The organism is Ferruginibacter paludis, from assembly GCF_030409685.1.
GTDB lineage: Bacteria > Bacteroidota > Bacteroidia > Chitinophagales > Chitinophagaceae > Ferruginibacter > Ferruginibacter paludis.
The window spans coordinates 268,989-291,817 of record NZ_JAUFQJ010000014.1; the positions used below are offsets into that span (position 1 = coordinate 268,989).

Sequence of the window (22,829 nt, forward strand, 5' to 3'; positions counted from 1 at the left end):
TTGAATAAGCGAGCGCACATTCAACTTTAATTTTTTAATGATAAGGAACCGGAATTTCTTTTAGTAAATGACAAGAACAACAAACCAGCCGCCAGAGCTTTTGGAAATAATGGTAATGCATGATCAGCATTTTTTGCCGGCACAATTTTATTCATTTGCACAACCTGCACTTTAAAATTTTCTGGTACAATTTATTTATATGGGCAAAAAAGAAGCAACGGAGATTATTTGGTGCAGAGGTATTGGCAGCATGTTAAAAACAACTGGCATAAAACAAGGATATGCTGTACGGAAAAATATCCGTAATATGCCAGTTTTAAATCCCTTTAATTAGCAATCGGAGCTGGTTTTACCTGCGCAGCCGCTGCTAATTTGTTTCTACCAACAGCCCTGGCTTCTTCGTCATCCAGTACAACTACTGTCTGCAGGTCCAGCACATTATTCCAGTTAAGCGCCCAGCTTGCTACTGCCAATGCATCATCACATTCGCAGATAGCAACGCCTGAAAACTGGCTAAGGTCGTGCCAGCGGCCAATCAGCCTGATTTTGTCGCCCATGTCTCTTTTATCATCTTCGGCGGTCATTTGAGAAAAGGCGTTAAAAACAGCCTGTCTTTTGTCGGCGTGTGTACGCCATGTAACCATAAATTTCATACTTACCTCCTTTTGTTTAAAAATGAAAAAATAAATACTGTATCTAATATAAGTATAATAAAATGCAGATGCAAGTGGGTAGCAAATGCTTGATTACTCTATTACCGATATTGCTGAAAATATCTTTTTATTTACTTCCCGTTTCGTAATTACACCGGTCTGACCTTTGGTGCCGACCGGTGTACCCCTCGCTCAAAACAAAAATAATTTGAAGCTTTTGAAAATTAAACACTACGTTTATATCAACACAATTTAATAACATCCATTAAACAATCAACCGGTGAATAGAGAAATTGAAACAACACGTTTTCAAAAAATAGCAAGAGTAATGCTCGGCACTTTTATGGTGTTGGCCGCAGCCGGGCATATGACATTTCAGCGGGCTGCATTCCAGGCGCAGGTTCCTGACTGGATACCCATGAGTAAAGATTTGGTCGTGTTGCTCTCAGGTGTTGTGGAACTGCTGTTGGGCCTTGCTATGATCTTTTGGAAAAAAGAAAGAGTAAGAGTTGGTATCGCACTGACAATATTTTATGTATTGATTTTTCCGGGTAACATTGCGCAATATGTAAATGGTGTAAATGCTTTTGGTCTCGATACCGATGCTAAAAGATTAACCAGGTTATTCTTTCAACCCCTGCTGGTGCTTTGGGCACTATGGTCAACAGGTGCGTTGAAGGCACTGCTTAAAAGAAGAGCAAATAATTGACGCCGGTGGTCTTTAACCTGCCCAATAAAAATGGTGCAGTGCTGCTTTGAATTTGTTCTGCTAAAAAAATACGCCATTAAAACGAAATGGCTGTGTATCAATAAAACGTTCCCAGGTGAAAAATATTTTTTTAGTTTTGGTGCTGGCGCTGATATTTCAAGCAACTGCAAAGGCCCAAACATGCGATGATTTGCCGGCTAATTTCCGGTCGTACAATGAGGCCACCCGCGCAATACAAAACACGTCCTTCGTACTCTCCGATGAACTTCCCTTCGGTAAAAGCTCCTGGTTTTTAAGTGCGGCGTACTACAGTTGTGATAATTATTTTGGCTACCTGGTATACTCAACACAGGACAGAACAGAACACATTCTTGAAGGCGTTCCCCTGAAAGTGTGGACGGAATTTAAAACCGCCAAAGTAACCGTTACCTATTACATACAAAACGTAAAAGGGAAATACCGTATGGTGCCTGACTAAGAACTTATCTGCATCAAATAAAAAAGGGTCATGCTATAATGATGCATAACCCTTTAAGGAAACCCCGCTTTGTATTTACTGAAATTTAATCGGTGTTTTATTATCCTTTACACCAAGGTCTGTCCACAATGTTGTCGCAATACCAGCCAGCTGCTGGGACATGGTTGCCAGCTGGTCAATTTGTTTACGTTGATCAGGCGGCATTTTTTCATCCCCTGCAAAATGGGCTATAGTGGCGTTTCTGAACAATGGTGCTGCAAAGGAAGCAAGCGGCGCTGGCGCACCCAATAGTGTGGTAAGGTAATAATTAAAATAGCCATCCAGGTGCTGGGTAAGAAACATATTTGAATAGGCGGTAAAACTTAAACCACCGGGCAAGGGAGCCGCAATAGATTGTACTGTTTTTGTATCTACATCCAGTGTATTTTCTTTCATTGTTATAATGCGGTATGGGCTGGGATTGGTTACCAGCGAACCTGTTTCAATATCAAAGAGTTCCTTTCCATTGTGGGTGTAGGCGGTGATGTCATTGGCATGATAGTGACCGGTAAAAATGATTTTTATTCCAGCGTCCATCAGGCTATTGGCTATGTTGATATTATCCTCCACTACATAACCGGGGTCTATCTGTGTTTGCCCTGCATAATGCTCTACAAGATTGTGGTGCATCATGGCAAAGACAGTGATGTGTTGTTGCTTTGCCAGTGCTAATTGCGTTAGTGCCCATGCAAGGGTTGCCGGTTTAATTCTACCGGCAGCAATGTCGCCGGAGGGACCGTACTCTTCATACCTGCTGGCATCAATTGCAATGATGCGTAATCCTGCTTTTGGTTGTACCACATAACTTAATGAGTTCGCATCCCTGGAAATAGCATTGTTGTATCCAAAATTGCCATAGATGGTTTCAAAATCAGTTTTTGTCGTCATCTCAACGGGGTAGTCGTTGTTACCATCGTATTTCTTTGCCTTGGCATTGTTAATATCGTGGTTGCCGGGCATAACGTACACCTTGGTACCACCGCTTTGCAACTGGTTAAAAAAAGCCGCCATCGCCTGGTGGCCAATCTTTTCGCCATCCTTTGTAAGGTCGCCCGGAACAAGTAGAATATCCGGCCGCTGTGCTGTTAAATCAGCCAATACATTCCTGAAAATGGGATCACTGAATTGCACCAGTTTAGGATCCTGGGCTACGTAGCTTTGAAAGGCTACGCCCTCGGCGCCGTTGTTCACCAATAAAGACGGGTGCATGTAATGTATGTCGGAAACGACAGCAATGGTAAGGTGGGGATTGTCTTTTAGCAATCCGTCGTCCGCCTGGTTGTATTTAGAAGACAGCGTTTCTTGGCTGGTAAATTCCTTTTTGCAGGACAAAACAAACAGGCTTAATACTGCTGCAAGCATCCATAGTTTGAGTTTCATTTTATAGATTTTAAATGATGAAAAATAGTACCCGATGTTGGGAATCGATAAGATTTATAAGACTTAAAATACAGTGTTTCCGGAAACTGTTCAATACCAAAACTAATAGCCAAAAGAGCTGTTGCCAAATTGATTTCACCGTGTATCATTGTGTGTGACCGCATGGTCAACCAAATAATAACTTTGCTGACTTGTAATTGGTAAAATCTGCAAAACGATCAGCATGCTGATGTGGCATTTGCAAAAAATGCTAAAAAGTAAAAACAGTGTTATACAATTCTGCGAAAGAAATTTATCAGGGTAAACCAACTTTATCCTCTTTTCCGTGGCACACACCATTCAGTTTACCTTATCATGCTGCACTATGAATTCCGTCAGATTGAATTTACCAACAATGGTCAAACGTTAAACCAAAAATAGACATGGCTTTAAGGTTTGTCAATGACAATTATTAGTGAAAAAAATGATTGTGGTCAATAAGTTTGTTTTGTCAGCGGTCTCCTGATTTTCTTCCCGTGCTGCATTAGCTTACACATAATTCCCGGTTCGCTTTTCAGCATTTTTCTATCCAAAACTATCCGCTATATTTGGGTAGGCTGAAAATCCTTTATTATGCAAATTTCACCTGCCGACAAATTATCCGGTTTAATAAAACATTACCTTTTTTTAGAAAGCAATCAGTCGCAGATACGAAAGCTGCGCTTGTTTTCTGATGGTAATCCCGCAATGGTACTTTCCCTTAGAAACAACCTGGCTGATTTTAGCAACGATAACGGGCTGCCGCAATATTTACCGGGTTCATTTTTATACGGTCAGTTAACTAATTTCAGGGACATTCATATGTTCAACGAAACAGCCCTGATAATTGTAGTTTTTCAACCAACCGGCTTATATCAGTTGCTTGGAACGCATATTGCCCAAATGCAGGATGCCATTGTACAAACAGAAGACCTGCTTGGCAAAAAGGCAATCAGCCTGCAGGAAAAATTAGCAGATAATTTTTCTCCCGGCAAGGCGGTTCATCTGCTGAATAGTTTTTTCATGGACATTCTTGTAAGAAAATCATTTATTGACATTACAATGGTGAACGCAGCCGTTAATTGTATTGTATCAAACAAGGGTATTGTTCCAATTCGCCATTTGGTAAAATTAACCGGTTATTCAGAACGGCACATTGAAAGAAAATTTATTGAATCTGTCGGTATTGCTCCAAAAAAATTTGCCGGCATTGTACAACTACATTGCTTTCTAAAACAATTAAAAAAGGGTGAAAACCTTACTGCTGTTGCGTATGCCGCAGGTTATGCTGATCAGTCACATCTTATCAAGACTTTCAAAAAACATACTGGTATTACGCCGAAACTATACCTGGGCAAAGCGCAAAAACTAGCTTCCAATTTTGTGGAATTTGCTGAAATGTAATTAAAGTGCCGTGTCGGAATTGTACAATTTTATTAATCCCCTGCTGCATAATTTTGTGCAACAACTAAAATCATTATCATGAATAATCTCAGGATATCTACCGCCCAGTTTGAAAATAAAAGCGGTGACAAAAGTTATAACCTGTCTGTTATCGATTCCCTTTCACAACAGGCAGCTGCCGGCGGGACGGATGTTATTGCCTTTCATGAATGCTCTGTCACAGGCTATAGTTTTGCCCGTCATCTTTCAAAAGAACAAATGCTGGAGCTGGCAGAATTTATTCCGGGTGGTGAAAGTATTGCTGCGCTCACTGCGATAGCAACAAAACATGGTATTGTTATTTTAGCGGGTCTGTTTGAAAAAGATGAACAGGGGAACTTATTCAAAGCATATGTATGTGTAGATGAAAAAGGGCTGGTGGCCAAGTACAGAAAATTACATCCGTTTATCAATCCGCATTTAACACCGGGCGATGCGTATTGCATTTTTGAAATCAAAGGTTGGCAATGCGGTATTTTGATTTGCTATGATAACAACATTATAGAAAACGTAAGGGCTACCAAACTGCTGGGGGCCGACATTATCTTTATGCCGCACGTAACCATGTGTACGCCGTCTACCAGGCCGGGTGCAGGTTTTGTTGATCCGGCATTATGGCTCAACCGTGAAAACGACCCTACTTCTCTGAGGCTCGAATTCGATGGCATGAAAGGCCGCAGCTGGCTGATGAAGTGGCTGCCTTCCAGGGCGTACGACAATGCGGTATACGTTGTATTCAGTAATCCGATTGGTATGGATGATGACCAGTTAAAAAATGGATGTTCTATGATCATTGATCCGTTTGGCGATGTGCTTGCCGAATGCCGTTTGCTGGATGATAGTTTTGTAACGGCTACCTTTACACAGCAAAAATTAACGGAAGCGGGTGGCTATCGGTATATAAAAGCAAGACGACCTGATTTATACCGGGATATCATTGGCATGGAACATCAGCCGGAACAAAAAGTTGTGTGGCTGAACGGAGATAAAAAATAGCAGTCTTGTGCAACGAGGACTTATTTTTTTCCATAACTAATTAAATTCGCCATAATACGGTAAGCGCCTGTTACACCATTTGGCAACTGCCGGTGAAATGCATAAGCACAATACGTATAATAACCTTTTCCAACTTTAGCCATCAGCCATCCGCCGCTCTGCGGTGCCTGGCCTTTATCGTAAGCAGCAATGATAGGCGTATAAGCAGTATCCCAGGTGGAGAAGAATTTAGAGCCTCGTTGTTCCTGCCACTGCTCAAAATCTTTCAAGCTAATTTTGTTTGGATAATTCAACACCCGGTGATGCTCAGCCAGCAGCTGAATGGGGGAATCTTCTTCAGAAACCTCTTCTGAATTATCCGGTAATACCGCAGGATAGGGGGCCATTTTCCGTGGCATAAATTCCGGCGTTTGAAACAGCACAATTAAGTGTCCGCCATTGTTGGCATAATCCAACAGCCGCTGATTGTAAGTGTTTAAATCGGCTCGAACGGCGTAAGCTCTCGTGCCGAGCATAATTACATCATACCTGCTTAACACACCCGATGAAAGGTCACTGGTGTTAAGTAATTGTACTGCGGCTCCCAGCTGTTCAAGGCAACGTGGTACTTCGTCACCTACACCCATTACGTAGCCAATACGTATGCCTGGCGTGACTGTGACATTTATCCCTTTTATGCTGGCGATAGCTGCATGATAGAGTACAGCCTGGTCCATATCACGGTGACTGATTAGCTCATAGCCCTCCGTATAGGCTTTGCCGTTAGCCGTTGCAGTCGCCTGTATGGAGTAGCTTTTTTCTTCGATGGCTGGCATTAACATTTTTATTGTAAAGTTGTTTCTTTCGCCTGCCCTGCTGAATGTAAAAGGTGTTTGTTGCGGAACTGTTTTCCAGCCTGCAGGTACCTGCAAAGCCAGGGTTCCGGTAATTACACTATCATAATTATTCACCAGTTCTATAGTTACATCGATGCTCTTAGCTTTCTTACTCAGCGGAACAATACCTTGCCGGGGTTGGATATTTACGGCGATTGCCGGCGCTATTTTTAGCGTATAGTCGTTATAACCGTAAGGCAGATTGACCTGCCTTACCTGCACCGGCATTTGTAGTTCAATTGCTTCTCCGTTAATGGTATAACTGGCTGAAACATTCATTGCCGGGGCTCCCCATGGTAAATACTCGTATGCTGAGTTTTTTAAAAAATATTGATTCTGCTGCAGCGAATCGCGGTAAAAATAGGGTTGCGAATAAAGTGCATTTTCAGGAAGGGTTACATCACATGTCTGCGTTATTTTTTCGTTGGCTTGCAACAGATTGAACATGGCCTCACTACCGATCAACCCAGTTCCGGCCGGGCCGTTAACCTGGATCTGTTTAGGTTCAATTGACACCGTGCTGTTGTTTACCAACTCAATTTGTACCTTAAAAGTTCTGCCAGCAACAGCAAACCCCATCGTTGCAAGTGGTTCCCAGAAGTTGCGGGTATCGCTTGTATTTTCCGGCACGGCGACGGCTTGCAAATGAATACCCAGCGCAGTATTGATAGCATCCGTGAACTGGCGCTCTTTAACCTGCAATAAAAAAGCTGCTTCAGACTGATGCGGAAGTAAACGAATGGCAGTCCGTGTTTTCGACAAGCCATCCGTAAGCTGGGAAACAATGGCTGCAGGTGTATTAATACGAAGTGCGGCAATGGCTTGAGTCACATCTGTTGCAATGTCCGTCAGCAGAGGCATTACTCCTGTGGGTGCCGTTTCACCAGTTATGGTAAAGATGCAGGTAAGAGTGGTATCTATTCCATCAAAAAAACTATTTTCTTTTTCATTGCTTGTTACATTGCTGTAAAGCCGTTCATAATACTGAACAGTGGGGCCATTGACTTCATTGATTTGCCCGCCAAACTGCGAGCGGTGAAAGCTATAACCCAGCGCAGCAAAATTTTTATACGATTTGCCCAGCCATGGACTATATTCCCCGGTATTCAATCCGATATTCCAATGCTCATTTTCCTCTACGCCCCCGCGGTAAAATTTAAGCGCCTTCCAGGGCCGTAACCCTTCACTGGTAATTTGTTCAGGGAATGCTAAAGGATCGCCGGCGAGTAAAAAAGCCTGCTGACTTATTTCGCCCGCTGCCTCGTGATTGCCATGCCCGTCTCTTGCCGACCCATAAAAACGGGACACAATCACCAATGGTCTGTTGATGCGGATCACTTTTACCATTTCCCGCAATACATTTTCTTTACCCCATTTATCGTAGGCCTCTTCTACCCTTTTTGAAAATCCGTAATCAAGCAGTTTTGTAAAATACAAATCATCCAAACCATAATAACTGGCCGCCAATAAAAATTCTTCTGTTCTTAATAATCCTAATGCATCAAATGCTTCTACACCCACCACGTTTCCACCACTCTCGCCGCGGTTCAACGACAGCAAAGCAGTACGGGCGCCAGTGCCGCGACCAAGATAAGTCACCAGGTCAGCAGCCTCATCATCAGGATGTGCCTGGGTATGTAGCGCACTGGCAGTAGTTGTAAGTTTCAGTAATTTTTGATATAGCCCTGTTACACCATGATCCTGCGGCAAGTCACGTGCCGCCTGTTTTTCGCCGATGAGCGTTAAAACTTTATACAAGCCATCCGTGTTGGTTTGCGCTGATACATCGGTGCTGTCAACAACGATAAAACAAATAATAAAACCGCAACAGGTAATTACTTTAAAAAAGAAAGAGTGCAGGAACAACATACATTTCATGTGGCTGATAATTTACTGAATTGAAATTACTGCAATTGAATGGAATTCATCTGACAACAATTTCAATAAATCTCTGCCTGCAATAAATTCGTCATTCATTTAAACCGCATGAAAAAATGTTTCCGATGGTCGTACAAAACACCAGGTTTCTGTTATACTTACACCCTTTCAACCGAGCAATTATAACAGCCTTGTTTAGCGCTGTGAATATGGATATAAGTGATGGAAGGATTTGAAAACATAATGTCAATCTGATCACTCAATGCGTCAACTTCTGTAACAGCTGCCTCTTTCATAAAACCTTTTTCATCATACCCCCTTAAAGAAAGTGGCTTGTTCATCAATATCACCGGAATTTGATTGACTGCCATTGCAGCTGTTGTTGCCTGCTTTCTTACAAAGAGGGGTCCGCTGGATTGATAGGGTGAATTTGTTTTATGGTGCTGGTAAGGGAGTAATAAAATTTCTTCTCCTATGGCAGGATTATCCAGGCTTACCCTGCACGGAAACCCGCGTTCCTTATCCACGATCATTCTTACAGCGCCTGTTTCAGCCAGCTGATCATCGATCAGATCAAACAGGGAACTGAATTCATTTTCGTTTAAAGACTTCATCAAAAAATTTGTTTTCATCTTGCTATTTTTTTTATAAAAGTAGTATGCCCTGCCATTTTGTAAAACCCGAATCTTGCTATGTCTGCTGGTATTTATTTTATTTTTTTTAAACCGCAGCCCTGGCAGAAATTGTGCAAAAAATTGCCCACCGCTACATTTATATTTCGCCTTGTTCATACCCGCAAATTATTAATTGATTAAATTTTGTGTAACGATTTGAATGAAATAGCGATTTATATCTGAACACGTCTAAACCATAAACTATCCTCATACAATTATCAATGCCTGGTTCTTCAACAAAAGTCTATGTAATAAAAAATCAGCATGGGTATTGTAGTAAATTTTTCCCGTTAGCCTTTTTATTTTTCCAGCATTGCAACAGGTTTAAAATAAACAAACAACTAATCACACTATGAGATATCTATTGCTGCTACTAATTACGACGACTCTTGTCAACGCTACGTCATGCCGCGAAACAAAAAAATCTGCAACAGCAACCGCAGTAACAGACAGTTCAAAAACCGGGGAAATGAAAATAATGATTCCAAACACTTATTGTTATTCAAACCCGGGCGGCAAAGATTCCGTGTACTTAAAACTGGAAAAATTTCCGAATGTAGTCACCGGCAAGTTGATGTATAAATTGTATGAAAAGGATAGTAATACCGGGGACATCGATGGGGTATTGCATGGCGACACGCTGATTGCCGATTACAAATTTTTATCGGAAGGAGTGACCTCTGTAAGGCAAATCATCTTTTTAATTAAAAACGATACGGCCCGGGAAGGGTATGGCGAAATGGAAGAGCGGAACGGCAAAATGGTCTTCAAAAATCTGCAGGAAACCGATTTTACGAAGAGTGTACTGCTTAATAAAACAGAGTGCTCTATTCAGTAAATACTTCGGCTAAATCATAGCTCTCATCATCCATTTGTTTTAAACTTTTAATTATGAAAAATTTAAACCGATGCTTTATTGCAATTGTTTTGCTCATGCTGTTATCCAATTGTTCCAGCACTAAAAAACAAACTGCTTTTACAGGTGGCAGCGAACTGCTGTATGCCAACCAATGGAATCTTATAGAACTGAACAGCACACCGGTAACCTCAGGCAAAGCCCGCTTACTTTTTTTCCCAGGCCAGGTTAGCAGGGTATCCGGCAATGCAGGCTGTAACAACCTTACCGGCACTTTTGACTTGACAGGCGTAAACTTCATACATTTTTCACCGCTCGTAACAACACGCATGGCCTGTATTGAAGCCACCAGGGAACAGGAATTCACGGAGGCACTGGGCCAGGTAAATAACTGGAGCATTGTTAATAACCAACTGCTGCTGAACAATGATAAAATATTATTGGCCAGGTTAACTGCAGCGCCGGTTAAACCAATAAATTTAGCACAGTAACTATTGTACACACTGTGCGAGACTTGTCTTTACCCCGCAAAAATCTTTTATTCCAAACACTTCAAACAACTATTATGAGATTCATTACTTGGACTGCAAACCTGATTTTAAAATCAACGCTTACCCTTGCCGCAGTTGTATTTTTGCTTACCGCCGGCGCTCAGCATCTTAAGCCCGGTTTTGATAAAGAAGAGTATAGACAATTAATGTTATTGAATGTAAGAACCGCCGCCAATGAAAAATATGCAAAGGACTTTGAAGCACCAAAAGATTATCAAATGATCTATCGTTCTGCTGTAATTGGTCTTGATAATTTATGGGATCTGTGGACCGCACCCAACAATGCCGCCGTTATCAGCATAAGAGGTACCACCGTAAAGCCGGAGAGTTGGCTGGTAAATTTTTATGCCGCCATGGTACCGGCAAAAGGCAAGATTCAAATCAACGACAAAGAAGTTTTCAACTACCAGCTGGCGGCCAACCCTAATGCAGCCGTGCATGTTGGCTGGTTACTGAGCACGGCTTATTTAAGTAAAGACATACTGCCAAAAATAAAAGAGCTCTATAGCAAAGGCACTAAAGAGTTTTTAATTATGGGTCATAGCCAGGGTGGTGCCATTGCTTTTTTAATGACCTCTTATTTATACAACCTGCAAAAAATAAATGAACTACCAGCGGATATCCGTTTTAAAACATATTGTAGTGCCGGCCCCAAGCCGGGCAATTTGTATTATGCCTACGAATACGAAGCGATGGTCCAGGGGGGCTGGGGTTACAATGTGGTGAACGCAGCAGACTGGGTGCCGGAAGTGCCTTTTTCTATTCAAACAACCAATGATTTTAATCGTCCCAACCCTTTTGCGGGGATCGGCGACATGATTAAGAAGCAAAGTTTAATCAACAGGATTGCTATAAAATATGCCTACAATCAATTAGATAAACCTACAAAAAAAGCGCAGCGTAATTTTCAAAAATATCTGGGCGGTGTAGCATCTAAAATGGTAAGTAAATCTATCCCGGGTTTTAACGCACCAGATTATTACAACAGCAACAATTATGTAAGAACAGGCACTACCATTGTATTGTTACCCGATGACGCTTACTACAAAGAATTCCCGAACGATACCAGTAACATTTTTATCCATCATCTGCACAAACCCTATTTGATGCTGCTGGATAAAATGCCTGCGGAGGCACCTAACGCAACCTCAGCTACCAGTCTGGTGTACAGCCCGAGTCCGGCAGATATTGCAGCTGCCAAAGAGCGCACAAAACCATTGGTACCAAAGAGAATGGTGTTGCATAGTGCCTTCGGTTTTCAAAGTCCCGATTTTGATAACCTGAATCAGCAACTGGCAGCGGCGGGCTTTATGAAATTGAATAAAACCTACTTCACCAGAGGTGCTGGCTTCTTTACCGTGTTCCCGCAAATAAGGTTGGCCACATTAACCAACTATCAAACCTATACCGCCACTAAAGATGATGGCAATGCAGAAAATTCATTGCGTGGTACTACGGTCGGCACATCCTTGGGCATTTCATTGCTAAGATCTTCTACCACATTTATCATTCCTTTCGCTGGCGTCAGCTACTCGTGGTTTGGTGCAAGAATTTCAAAAACGCTGGCCGGCACTCAGTCGTTTAATTCCTATTTAAACGGAACCGCCAACCAGCAACATATTTCCTATAACGGATTTGTAAGCAACGTTGGTTTGCATGTTTCTTGTATGCCGTTAATCGATAAAAAACTTTTGCATAATACCGTGGTAGGTTTTAAGGCAGGCTATTTTTCCGGCATTGGAAACCCTAAATGGAAAACAAATACCACTGCGTTGAATGGCGGACCCAAAACAAATACGCAGGGCTTTTATGCCAATGTTGTTTTGGGTGTTGCATTGTAAACAGCAACAATAAACGCAGTGTTAACCAGTTGATAAATGGCGGTTAGCACTGCGCTTATTTTTTAGCAAGCCTGTTCGTTATTGTACTATTCTCTATTGTACGACATTGAAAAATGTTTCTCTTTGATATATTGATCCTTAAATTTTTTGAAAATTTCATCTGGTTGTTTAACCCCATTTACAATCAACTCATTATTGCTTAATTTATAAGAGCTCAGTTCATTTTTATCTGTAATAATATGCTCTTTGATAAGGCCCGCAATTATTTTTTCCTGCAACAACCTCGCCCGCTCTTCGTCCTTTTTTGCCGGGACTTCATCTTTTGCGGCCTGCTCCATGTCCCTCTTTGCCTGCGCCATATCTTTAGCGGCCTCTTCCATATCCAGTTTGGATTGCTTCAAATCTTCTTTCATTTCTTTTTCCGCCTTTTCCATTTCAATTTTTGCCTCGGCCATCTCAATATTCGATTGCGCAATATCCCGTTTTGATTGCTCGATATCGTTGTCAGCCTGCACTTTATCCAGTGCCATCTCCTTTGCGGCTTCGTCCATTTCTTTTTTGGATTGCTCTAATTCCTTTGCAGATTCAGCCATCTCTTTTTCAGATTGCACCATTTCCAGTTTTGCCTCTTCTATTTCCTTTTTGGATTGCTCTATTTCTTTCGCAGATTCGACCATTTCTTTTTGTGCTTGCTCCAGCTCAATTTTAGTGTCAGTCAATATTTTACCGGTAACTTTTTTATAATTGTCCATTTTTTCCTCCGGTATTTTTTTGCCATCCACATACAGTTCTTTTACCTGGTTGTTTTCTGTTACCAGCGTGTATTTTTTCCCGTTTTGGGTTGAATTGATGGTACCATTGATCATTTGATCAGTTGCCGAAGGAACAGGAACCGTGTCTGTTTGAATAGTTATGCCAGTCGCACTATTATTACCGGGAGTTTGTGTTTGGGCGTTGTTAGATGTGAATGAAAAAATCAATACACTGGTTACAATAATACCCGTTGCTAAAAATTTCTTTTCCATGTTATTTAAGGTTTTGTTGTTGTTATAAATAATTCGTTTTATTCTGTTCATCAGGTGATTTTTTTCACCGTTGAAGGCTGTAGCCAATGTTGCAGCCTGCGGTAAATTAAAGGCTTCAAAAGATAATAAGGCATTGATGTATTGTTGTTTGCTTTTCGTTTGCTGCACAGCTATTTCATCACAGCAATTCTCTCTTTCCGATTTTATTAAAGATGAAACCCACAATACAGCAGGATTAAAAAAGAAGATGATTTCAGCCAGTTGCTGCAACAGGTTTACCAGGAAATCTTGCCGGCGGATATGTGCCAGTTCGTGCAATAACACGGCTTCTATTTCTTCCGGAGGCAACGATGCAAGCATACCTGCGGGGAATAAAATAACCGGTTTAAAATACCCAATCACCGCAGGCATTTTCACAATCGCTGATTGAAGAAGTTGTACTCTTTTGTTTATGTGCAGTTGCCTGCTTAGTTCAACAATTCTTTCATTCCACCAATCGCCTGCATTGAACACCTGCCTGTCTTTTAATTTATACACCCTGTGCAGTCCGGCCAATAGCCGTATAAATTGTACTGCTATTATCAAAAGCCATACTATTACTATTGCCCGGGCATTCGCATCAATAAAAGCAATCATCGCATCAACTAAGGATATTTTGTTTTCAGTCAATACCTTTTTCAAAGCGGGTGCTGTTACTTGTGTTTGAACTGCTGGTGTAAATGGTGTGGTATCTATCAATTGTTTTGCCTTGATCAACTGCAGGCTAAATGTTGTGGCAACAGCCATTATAAATACAAGTAAAGCGCCCAATAATAAATTATACCGTACCTGCGGACTTGTGCTTCTGGTTGAAAAAATAATAATGGTTGCAATTATAGACAGCAGCATGCCTTGCCATAAAGAATGAACCAGCATCGAGGCGAATGCCTGGATCATTTCTGCAACAACCGGCGTTGAAAAAAGAAATTCCATACAACAATTTGAAAGGTTAATTATTCTCTGTCTTATTCCATTTGCATTTGATCTGCTATATCAGTGCTGGATTATTTTTGTTTACATGCACCCAACATTTGATCTGATTATCCGGTCTGATTTCTCTTTCACAAAACTAAGGTAGGAATTTTTTCGTACGAATACAACATCATGTATGCTTTATATTTTTTTTAACAGGGATGTAATTTATGCGGCTGTATTGTTACCGTCTGCATGCCAGGTTGCCGCGATTGCTGATATTTTCAATATCTTAGCCCGCTTATTACAATACATGAAACGACTAACGATACTGCTGCTACTCAATTCTTTTTATTCTTTTGCCCAGGACAACGATATGTTTAAACCCGATTCGGTGCGCCGGAGCCTGGAAGCGGTGCAAATACAAACTACCCTTCATATAGACGGACAATTGAAAGAGCCAGAGTGGCAACTGGCAAGACCTTCTGCTAACTTCATACAGGTAGAACCATTGCAAGGCACAGCACCTAACTTTCAAACACAGGTTAAGGTATTGTACAACAAACAGTTTTTATACTTCGGCGTTTTCTCGCAGGACTCGCTTGGTAAAAATGCCATACGTGCTACCGATTTTAAACGCGACTTCAATGTACTGCAGCATGATTTGGTCATGCTATCATTTGATGGATTTAATGACAAACGAAATTCCATGTCGCTTGCAACGAATGCTTATGGCGTACAGCGGGACTTGTTGTCGTTTGATGATATCTATTATGATCTTGACTGGGATGGACTTTGGAAGGTTCGAACAACCAGGACGGACTCTGGCTGGATAGCTGAGATTGCTATTCCATGGCAAACATTGCGTTACCCAAAAACTACCGATAGTGTGCAAAACTGGGGCTTTAATATTTACCGCAATCGCCGGCTTACGAATGAAGTAACAGCTTTTTCACCCTATCCACGCTCGTTTACTTCAATGCGCATGGATTATGCAGGCATGTTAAGGAATTTACAACCGCCACCACCAAAAACCAATATCAGGGTACAACCCTATTTAATTACTTCGTACGATAAACAAAAAGTTGACGGCGTTAAAATAGCAAGCGATGCCAAACTAAAAGCCGGTGGCGAAATTAAGTGGGCCATCAATCCCAATGCTGTGTTGGACCTTACTGCCAATACTGATTTTGCGCAGGCCGATGCAGACAGGCAGGTAAACAACACCACGCTGTTTTCTGTTTTTTTCCCTGAACGCAGGCAATTCTTTTTAGAAAACGCCAGCCTGTTTGGCATCGGTGTAAGTCAGAGCCCGGATGAGTCGGGCGGTTTGATGCGGATACAACCTTTTTTCAGCAGGCGTATCGGGCTGGATGATAACGGCAACCAGATACCGTTGGAGTATGGTGGCCGTTTTGTATACCGATCTTCCAAAAGAAATTACGGCGCCATGATGATGCGGCAAAAAGAATTGGAGGCATCGCCGGGCACCAACTTTTTTGTTGGCCGCTATTCAGAAAATTTTGGAAAACAAAACCGCATCGGCACTTTGGTTACGGTTAAAAATCAGCCGCAGGGTAACAATACAGTTGCTTCTGTTGATGGATTTTTTCGCCTGGCAGAATCACATTCCGTAAGCACGATGGTGTCAGCCAGTAACACAACCAACACCGGCAAACGCGGTATGTCTGCTTACGCACAATACTACTTTATCAGTAACAAATTAAAAATGTGGTGGACAGAATCCATCGTTACAAAAGACTATGATCCGCAAATGGGTTTTGTATCCCGTACCAATGTAATCGGTACTACGCCCGGTGTTTTCTGGTGGTATCGTGGCAAACACCTGCCCTTTAAAAAATGGTTGCGGGCGTATGAACCAAGTGTATTCCCTGAGTTTTATCACCAGGTGGGCACAGGCAAATTAGTGGAGCGTAGCTGGACGATTTATCCTGTTTGGCTGAACCTGCAGAGCGGTGCTTATTTTGGTTACAGTGCCACGCCAACGTATCAGTTTCTCACAGAAAATTTTCAACCGCTGGGAGTAAAAATCTTAGCCGGACCATACAAATATACCCGTCAGAAAATTTACGCAAGCACTGATCCGGCACGCAAATTAAACCTGCAAACCATCTACTGGTGGGGCACTTATTTTAATGGCCGCCTGCGCAGTGGTGACTGGACATTGCAGTATGCACCATCACCTCATTTTTCCTTATCGGGCCGTTTTAACCGCAACAATTTTTTAAAGGTGGGGGAACTCAATACGTCTACAAAAATTGACCTCTATTCAATTGAAGGACGCTTCGCCGTTAATCCCCGTGTTCAGCTGATTGGCTTTTACCAGGTGAATGCTGAGAATGATTCCAAGAATTACAATATTCGTCTTTCATGGGAGTACCGCCCACTATCTTATATCTATGTAGTGCTTAACCACCGCGATTTCCAGGACCTGACCGCAAAGACACAAACACAGGACCAGGCTTTGCTAAAGGTTAGTTTTTTGAAGCAATTTTGATACTGGCGAAAAACACGAGGACCTATTACAGCGGTAATACTGTTTCAAATCATAAATGTTTATACTGATTTCGGTATCAGCAACTGGTTTGCCTTAACAGTCACTAGATTTCCTGAAGACTTCAAACGCTTCCATTGCCATTTCTCATTGTATTCTATTGTTGTACCTGTAAATTTTAATGATGTCCGTCATCACGCCTTTTGACAACTATCATAGCATTCCATTTTCACGTGAAATAATTTTATTCAATTAAAACATGCTACTTCTCTGCTATTTAATGGTGCTGAAATGAATTGCTTCTACGGCTGTGAATTACCATATTACACCAGCCGGTGATTGCATAAAAGAAATTTTATAAAATCAATTCAACCTTCTCTTTCGAAAATCAAATGTGCTAATAGCCATATTACATTATTTAAAAAAGATACAATGAAAAAGATTTTATCCACTTTAACTTATCTCTTTGCTGGGATATTTTTTATGCAGGCACAAACCCTGTACGGTGTAACATTTAACGGAGGCGAAAATGGCGGTGGCGAAATTAATAAGTTTGTTCCTGCTACTAATACTTTAATCCTTGCCAGCGTTGCATCCAATCCCCTCTACTCCAATTTCAACCATGCATACAATGGAAAGTTATACGGTATGACTTCCAAAGGAGGAGCCAAAGGCTATGGAGTTATGTTTTCGTATGATCCTGCAACATCTATTTATATAAAACTGTGGGATTTTGACAGTGTTAATGGGGCAAACCCAAGTGGTAGCCTGGTGCAAGCAACTGATGGAAAGTTATATGGAATGACAACTAATGGTGGCAGCAATTGTCGCGGCGTTATTTTTTCCTATACACCAGCTTCTTCTACATATACAAAGTTGGTGGATTTTAATGGTATTAATGGAGCTCACCCTTATGGCAGCCTGATTGAAGCAAGCGATGGCAAACTTTATGGCATGACGACCTATGGTGGTAACAGTGATTATGGTGAGTACGGTGTTATGTTTTCTTATTCTCCAACTTCTTCTACCTACATAAAGCTTTTGGATTTTACCAGAAATACTGGCGGTAATGCTTATGGCAGCCTTATACAAGCAAGCAATGGGAAGTTATACGGAATGTCATATAGTGGAAGAGCCTGTTGCGGCGGTATTTTTTCTTTTGACCTTTCGACTTCATCGTTTACAAAGTTTTATGATTATTTTTACTATTTAGGCGGCAGTGCTTATGGCAGCCTGGTACAGACGCTTGACGGAAGGCTTTATGGCATGGCCAGCGGACGAATTTATAAGCAATCGGGTGCTGGTTCTATTTTTTCCCTTGACACTTCTGGACTCGATTATAAAACGCTCCATTCGTTTAATTACTACGATGGTTATCGTCCTGTAGGGAGTATGTTACAGGCATCGGATGGTAAGCTTTATGGCACCACTCCCATCGGAGGAGCGCCATTTTACAAAGGAGTTATTTTTTCTATTGATCCCATTACGTCGGCATATAAAGTCCTGAATAATTTTAATGGACCTGACGGCAGCAATCCACAGGGCAACCTTATGCAGGCGAGTAATGGAAAACTTTATGGCATGACACACGAAGGTGGAACTAACGGTCTCGGCGTAATATTTTCATTCGATCCTGTAACAGGAACCTATACAAAACTAAAAGACTACAACGGTGAAAACGGAGCCAATCCATATTACGGTTCTGCATTTATTGAAGTCAATGACTGCACTGCCGATACCACCTATTACCGCGATGTGGACAACGATGGCCATGGCAATTTAAATGATTCGTTAAGAGCATGTACCAAACCCACAGGTTACGTAAAAAACAGTACCGATTGCAATGACAATAACGCCACCATTCATGCCCCTGTTACTTATTACCGGGATGCGGATGGAGATGGTTTTGGAGATGCCAGCAATTCCATCAGTGTTTGTGAATGCATACCACCTGCCGGTTACGTAACCAACAATTATGATTGCGAAGATGTTGACAGGCCGGGCAAAGGGCGGGACGAAAGAGTGGTAATGTGCCACAATGGAAAACCACAATGTGTAAAAGTAAAGGAGATCGATAAAAAACTACGGCAAGGATGGGCGTTAGGACCATGCAATAATGCCTGCGGCACAGATTATGAGAAATTATTGGCCAAAGAGCAATCCATTAAGAAGGGCTACAGCTTTATCAATTATCCAAATCCGTTTACTTCCACTTGTACTATACAATATCAGATTCACTTCGATAGTCAAGTCTCCATAAAAGTCTACGACGTATTGGGACGTCCTGTAGCTGTGCTGGTGAATGATTACAAAAAGGCAGGCGTGTACACCATCAATTTTAATGCAGGTAATTTGAATAAGGGCTTGTTGTTACTGAAAATAATTGCCACGTCAAATGAACAACAGTTTGAACAAACCAATAAGCTGGTGCTGGTGAAATAAATATTCATTTTCTGGCAAAGCCGCTATTTCAAAATTTGAAATGCGGCTTTTTTATTTCGTTTATAAAAAACAACCCAATGTCGCATTGTTAAAAAAATCATTCTTTCAATTCTATCATATAAACGTAAAAATCAATTTTAATTAATGGATACATCTGGTACGTTCCCGAAAGCTTTTTGCGATAATATTACCAGGCAAAAATCACTTGTTCGCCCAATCGCTTTGATCATTATATTTACAGGCCAATTGCCATAAAATATAATAACGATGGAAGCCTTACAATTAATATTCAACGAACTGATTTCATTTTTAGGAATTAACGCCTGGTTACAAATGTTTAAATCAGGAGATTACAGTTCACTATCTACCCTGGATGGATTTACATCGGCCATGGGCCCGCTGATACCTTTTTTACTGCTATTCGAAATTATAAGAGGATTAATTTTTAAAAGGTTTACAGGTGGTGTTTACAAGGTTAATTTTTTCATCTTTATTTTCAATCGCTTTACCGGCAGGTTTATTTCCATCGCGGCAGTTGCCTTTTGTATTGGCTTATTTGAAAAATATGCCCCGTTCAAAACTACTTTTACCTGGTATTGGTTAATATATGGCTACATCGTTTGGGAACTGGCGCATTTCGTTTACCATTATCTCGCCCATAAAGTAAGATTGTTCTGGTGTTTGCATTCTACCCACCACGTACCTGATGCCATGAATCTTTCAGTAACCTATGCCCATTTTTTTCTTGAAGGGCCTTATGCAGATGTCATCCGGACTTCTATCTGTATCATTCTTGGCGTACATCCTGCCTTGCTTTTTTTTATTATGTTTATTGACGGCACCTGGGGCGCATTGATTCATGTAGGCGAAAATATTATTAAAGATGGCCGGCTCGGGGTTTTAAACCGCATTATATTAACGCCTTCACACCATCGTGTTCATCATGCGAGAAATCCGTTGTACATGGATACCAACTTTTGCAACCTGCTCAATATTTGGGATAGAGTATTTGGTACTTTACGACATGAAAGAGAAGATATGCCTCCCGAATACGGCATCACACGCCCAATGAATCCTCACAACTTTTGGGATGCTTATTTTGGTGAAATTATTTGTCTTGCAAAAGATGTTTACCATGCTCCTGGTATAAAAAATAAGCTGGCTTATATTTTTATGGCACCAGGCTGGAGCCATACCGGTAATCACAAAACGGCAAAAATTGTAAAGCAACAATACATACAAACAAAGCAACCACTTTCTGCTGCTACTATCAAAAATTAGTGCAACGTATTTTAACATCTGTTGACCTTCAATAAACCGACGATACCATTCCGCCTGAAGCGGCAAAAATTTCGCGCCTCTGTAAAACCTGCCTTGAATCACAGCACTGGGCATCATCGGTAGTAATGGCATTTAAATTCGTTACCTTCGCCGCCGTTAAAAATAACTGTTACTATGAGTTTTGAAAAAGAGTTACAAAAAAGAAGTGGTGAACGCTGCGAATTATGCGGCTCGGCTGATGCAAATACGTCTTACGCTATCCCTTCAAGCCCCGGCAACAAGTTGGCGCATCATGTATGGATCTGCCCAACCTGTCTACAGCAAATGGAAAACATTGAAACAGCAGATGCCAATCACTGGCGTTGCCTTAATGAAAGCATATGGAGCGAAGAGCCTGCAGTAAAAGTAGTTTCATGGCGTATGTTGCACAAATTAAAACAACTGGACTGGGTGCCAGATTTACTGGACATTGCTTACCTGGAAGAAGAAACATTGGAATGGGCCAAAGCATCTGGCGATGATAAAGATCCTGATGATATTGTGAAGCATGTAGACTGCTATGGCGCTTTATTACACAATGGGGATAACGTTGTATTGATTAAAAGCCTGGATGTAAAAGGAGCAACTTTTAGTGCCAAAGTAGGTACTGTTGTGCGTAAAATTCATTTGGTGGAAGATAATCCCGAACAAATAGAAGGCAGGGTAAACGATTCAATGATTGTGATATTGACCAAATATGTAAAAAAATCTGCGAACTAAATTGTACATCCATAAAATGCTTGTTACATAATTCCACCAGTATTAATGACAAAATTTAAAACTAACTTTAACCTTTCAACCCTGAAACATTATATTTAAAATAAGCATGTGATTAAAAATATTTTTTTATTCATTTGTAGTTTGCTTTTTTATTCTTTACAACTACTGGCACAAACAGATCCATTTTCCGGTACCTGGCAAATGGTATATTCTCCGGATGCAATGCCGGGTATAAAATTTCAGTTACAAATTGGCCCATCGCAACAAAATATATTATACCCTGCACATATTTTAATCAGCTGCGATAGTTTTTTTGCTGAATATGATTTATTGCTGGCAAAAAAAAATATCCGGGAAGTAGGCATCAGTAAAAATAAATTTCCTCGCGTTCAAAAGCCATTCGGATTAAAAGACCGGACTCTTTTTTTGACCGGTAGCTTCGATCTTAGCAAAGATTTAAAAGGGGCTCCAGTCTTAAATTTCTTGCGCATTCACTCCAAACAAAAAGATATTATTGCCACAACAGAAGTAAATTCGGATAGCGCAAAATTGGTGGCAAAGCTTAAACATTTTTTAGGTGATGAAGACATCAGCTTAAAAAAAATCAGCAGCATTCCCTGGCATAGTGAAAATTCGGATGATATACTTGAACCGGCTCTGTCGCCCACTTATTTTGGTTTAAAGGATACTGTGTATTTACCCACCCGCGATGGTATTGCTAATTTTTCAGGAATCAAAAAAAGAAAAAATGATCGTGTATCCGTTACATTAAATGGTATTGTAATTTTTGATAAAATTGATATAGAAAAGAAGACACAGCAATCCGATATCCTGCTACGCCCGGGACTAAATATCCTTACTTTTTTTGCTGATAATTTTGGTAACGATTTACCAAATAGCAGCCGGCTGAATCTTGAATTTGGCAATAAAAAATTCGCACTTGATTTCGCAAATAGAAAAGACAGTGCTGCAATATTTATTGCGGTTAAATTAATTTGCGATCCCGATAAATCAAAAGACAGGTATTTTGCTGAATACCCGCAATCGGGCCTGGAAAGCTTATTGAAAAAAGATGAAAAACTGGTGGGAAGTATTAAATCCGTAAAACAGCAATTGACACTTGCTATTTGGGATGAAGTAATTGATGACGGAGATACTGTATCAATAAAAATTAATAACGAATGGCTGATTAAAGGATGCCCGGTAAAAAAAACACCCAGGTTTATTACAGTAACACTTCAACCCGGCGCCAACACCATCACTTTTTTGGCAGACAATCTTGGCTCCATACCACCTAACACTTCCGTACTGGAAATCATTGATGGCAAGCGGAGGAAATCTTATGAAATGGAAAGCAATCCCGGGGAAAAAAATCTCATCAAAATATTTTACGACAGTGGTACGCCGATAAAATAGTACAACGTTAATACTTGCCTGAATATACAAATGGAATTGAATTTACAAT

17 protein-coding genes are annotated in these 22,829 nt (G+C 41.0%); 12 read left to right on the top strand and 5 right to left on the bottom strand.

The window, feature by feature from the left end:
• Window positions 1-326: 326 nt before the first annotated feature.
• Entirely contained in the window at window positions 327-653 is a 327-nt protein-coding gene (locus QWZ08_RS20660) for a DUF3303 domain-containing protein (protein WP_290339450.1), read from the bottom strand.
• 280 nt (window positions 654-933) lie between these two features.
• On the opposite strand from QWZ08_RS20660, the gene QWZ08_RS20665 reads away from it, so the two are divergent.
• Both QWZ08_RS20665 and QWZ08_RS20670 read left to right on the top strand, forming a co-directional pair.
• Window positions 934-1,362, top strand: coding sequence for a DoxX family protein (locus QWZ08_RS20665; RefSeq protein ID WP_290339451.1), 429 nt, complete (start codon window positions 934-936; stop codon window positions 1,360-1,362).
• 115 nt (window positions 1,363-1,477) lie between these two features.
• Window positions 1,478-1,840, top strand: a complete 363-nt coding sequence (locus QWZ08_RS20670) for a hypothetical protein (RefSeq protein ID WP_290339452.1) — start codon at window positions 1,478-1,480, stop codon at window positions 1,838-1,840.
• A 75-nt stretch (window positions 1,841-1,915) separates the two neighbouring features.
• Here QWZ08_RS20670 and QWZ08_RS20675 read toward each other — a convergent pair whose 3' ends face one another.
• Window positions 1,916-3,259, bottom strand: coding sequence for a metallophosphoesterase family protein (locus QWZ08_RS20675; RefSeq protein WP_290339453.1), 1,344 nt, complete (start codon window positions 3,257-3,259; stop codon window positions 1,916-1,918).
• A 612-nt stretch (window positions 3,260-3,871) separates the two neighbouring features.
• Between QWZ08_RS20675 and QWZ08_RS20680 the strand changes: the two genes are divergently transcribed.
• On the top strand, window positions 3,872-4,681 hold the full coding sequence (locus QWZ08_RS20680) for a helix-turn-helix transcriptional regulator (RefSeq protein WP_290339454.1): 810 nt from the start codon (window positions 3,872-3,874) through the stop codon (window positions 4,679-4,681).
• A gap of 78 nt (window positions 4,682-4,759) precedes the next feature.
• A complete protein-coding gene (locus tag QWZ08_RS20685) occupies window positions 4,760-5,716 on the top strand; it encodes a nitrilase family protein (RefSeq protein ID WP_290339455.1) in 957 nt (318 codons plus the stop codon).
• A 20-nt stretch (window positions 5,717-5,736) separates the two neighbouring features.
• Here the strand turns inward: QWZ08_RS20685 and QWZ08_RS20690 are convergent, their stop codons facing one another.
• A complete protein-coding gene (locus tag QWZ08_RS20690; protein ID WP_290339456.1) occupies window positions 5,737-8,469 on the bottom strand; it encodes a PIG-L family deacetylase in 2,733 nt (910 codons plus the stop codon).
• Between the two features lie 158 nt (window positions 8,470-8,627).
• Complete coding sequence (locus tag QWZ08_RS20695) at window positions 8,628-9,101, bottom strand: DUF1203 domain-containing protein (RefSeq protein ID WP_290339457.1); 474 nt, start codon at window positions 9,099-9,101, stop codon at window positions 8,628-8,630.
• A gap of 394 nt (window positions 9,102-9,495) precedes the next feature.
• Between QWZ08_RS20695 and QWZ08_RS20700 the strand changes: the two genes are divergently transcribed.
• The 3 genes from QWZ08_RS20700 to QWZ08_RS20710 all read left to right on the top strand — a co-directional run bounded on the left by QWZ08_RS20700 (window position 9,496) and on the right by QWZ08_RS20710 (window position 12,391).
• Complete coding sequence (locus QWZ08_RS20700; RefSeq protein WP_290339458.1) at window positions 9,496-9,981, top strand: hypothetical protein; 486 nt, start codon at window positions 9,496-9,498, stop codon at window positions 9,979-9,981.
• Between the two features lie 53 nt (window positions 9,982-10,034).
• Entirely contained in the window at window positions 10,035-10,490 is a 456-nt protein-coding gene (locus QWZ08_RS20705) for an META domain-containing protein (protein WP_290339459.1), read from the top strand.
• Window positions 10,491-10,564: 74 nt separating this feature from the next.
• Window positions 10,565-12,391 carry a lipase family protein gene (locus QWZ08_RS20710; protein ID WP_290339460.1) on the top strand — a complete coding sequence of 609 codons (1,827 nt, stop codon included), beginning with the start codon at window positions 10,565-10,567 and terminating at the stop codon, window positions 12,389-12,391.
• Window positions 12,392-12,477: 86 nt separating this feature from the next.
• Here QWZ08_RS20710 and QWZ08_RS20715 read toward each other — a convergent pair whose 3' ends face one another.
• A complete protein-coding gene (locus QWZ08_RS20715) occupies window positions 12,478-14,388 on the bottom strand; it encodes a M56 family metallopeptidase (protein WP_290339461.1) in 1,911 nt (636 codons plus the stop codon).
• Window positions 14,389-14,563: 175 nt separating this feature from the next.
• Between QWZ08_RS20715 and QWZ08_RS20720 the strand changes: the two genes are divergently transcribed.
• From QWZ08_RS20720 to QWZ08_RS20740, 5 genes are all read left to right on the top strand, one after another.
• Window positions 14,564-16,885 (top strand): carbohydrate binding family 9 domain-containing protein, encoded by a 2,322-nt coding sequence (locus QWZ08_RS20720; protein WP_290339462.1) that lies wholly within the window; start codon window positions 14,564-14,566, stop codon window positions 16,883-16,885.
• A 429-nt stretch (window positions 16,886-17,314) separates the two neighbouring features.
• Entirely contained in the window at window positions 17,315-19,324 is a 2,010-nt protein-coding gene (locus QWZ08_RS20725; RefSeq protein ID WP_290339463.1) for a choice-of-anchor tandem repeat GloVer-containing protein, read from the top strand.
• 267 nt (window positions 19,325-19,591) lie between these two features.
• Entirely contained in the window at window positions 19,592-20,605 is a 1,014-nt protein-coding gene (locus QWZ08_RS20730; protein ID WP_290339464.1) for a sterol desaturase family protein, read from the top strand.
• A gap of 174 nt (window positions 20,606-20,779) precedes the next feature.
• On the top strand, window positions 20,780-21,364 hold the full coding sequence (locus QWZ08_RS20735; protein WP_290339465.1) for a PhnA domain-containing protein: 585 nt from the start codon (window positions 20,780-20,782) through the stop codon (window positions 21,362-21,364).
• 108 nt (window positions 21,365-21,472) lie between these two features.
• The gene (locus QWZ08_RS20740) at window positions 21,473-22,780 is read left to right on the top strand and encodes a hypothetical protein (RefSeq protein ID WP_290339466.1); all 1,308 of its coding nucleotides are present in this window, start codon (window positions 21,473-21,475) and stop codon (window positions 22,778-22,780) included.
• Window positions 22,781-22,829 lie beyond the last annotated feature (49 nt).